The organism is Endozoicomonas sp. ONNA1, from assembly GCF_024606325.1.
Taxonomy (GTDB): Bacteria; Pseudomonadota; Gammaproteobacteria; order Pseudomonadales; family Endozoicomonadaceae; genus Endozoicomonas_A.
Map to the genome: position 1 here is coordinate 1 of NZ_JAHHPN010000843.1, position 1,259 is coordinate 1,259.

1 protein-coding gene is annotated in these 1,259 nt (G+C 44.5%); it reads left to right on the top strand.

Annotation, left to right across the window (positions count from 1 at the left end; translation table 11 throughout):
* Window positions 1–38: 38 nt before the first annotated feature.
* A partial coding sequence (locus KDK19_RS19810; protein ID WP_257292702.1) for a hypothetical protein occupies window positions 39–1,259 on the top strand: 1,221 nt, incomplete at its 3' end.

The window sequence follows — 1,259 nt, forward strand, 5'->3', positions numbered from 1 at the left end:
AGTGTTCTTCGAGTTGCTTATACATCCGGGTTTGCGTGATGACTGATGAAGCGGCAACAGAACTTGGTATTGATAACTGGGATGATATCCAGTCATCAGAAGAACAAGCCAAAATTTTCAGAAAGAAAATTCATGAAATCACGCAGGCGTTGGCTACAACCTTTGCTGCAACAGAACAGCCTGATTATGGAATTATAATGACAAAACTGGCAGCTCTTGAAAATCAGTTCGGTATGACTCCGGACAATGAAAACGATCTTGTTGCCCGCTTTCAGTCTGTTCAACAGCATATACAACATAAGACAGAACTGGCCGACGAGGAGGCTCCGGAGAGACTGGCCAACCTGGAAAGTAAGCTCGGCCTGATTCCTGACGACGAAGATGCCCCGCAAGTCCGTCACCAGGCCATTCTGCAGCACCTTGAACAGCAGAAAGCTCTGATCCAACAACACCTCCTTCAGAAAACCATCACAGAAGCTGGAAATGCAGCTGCAATCAAAGCTCGCTATGCAACCATTGCCGCAGATTTAAACATTAAAAATTTTGATACCAATGCAAATGTTGACGCTCAGCAAGAACAGCTGCTTCAGAAAATCAAGGCAATGGATATTCAAAAAGACATCCTGCTCCATACAATGAAGCAAATGTATGGTCAAGATCATTCTTACCCCGAGGCCAGGCAAAATGCTCTGGCAGAGATTCTTGGTATTAGACTCAGTGAAGACAGCACAGAAGAGAACCAGAACGTCCTGGAAAAATCAGTATTCAATATGTTCATCTATCTTGCAGGCTTCGAAAAAAAACTGGAAGACATCAGAACATCAAGCCTCCGTCCTGAAATACTTCGGAAACTGACCGCTGTAGAAAAAACCCTGAACATGGTTGACCTCGATAGCGAGGGCGATGTGTATTATCGTCGTAACGCGATTTCTGAGAAAATTCAGACATACCTCACAGAGGCCAGACAGCGGGCAGAGGAAGAGGCGCTGGATGTGCTGAAAACCGCAGAAGAAATACTCGAGATCCAGGTCAGTGAAGGTGATAACAAACTGGAACGACTTGACAGGGTTCGTATAAAACTTGAAGACGATGATGTCATCGAAAAAATAACGGAGCATCAGTATCATGCCCTCTGGAGAGAAGATACCAAACCTGCTGATTACAAAAAAAGGAAAGGTAAACTTGAGAAGCTCCTGCTTTATTCTCATCTTACCCTTTATGTCGAACATGCAGATCAGCTAGCCAAAGGACGACAGAAT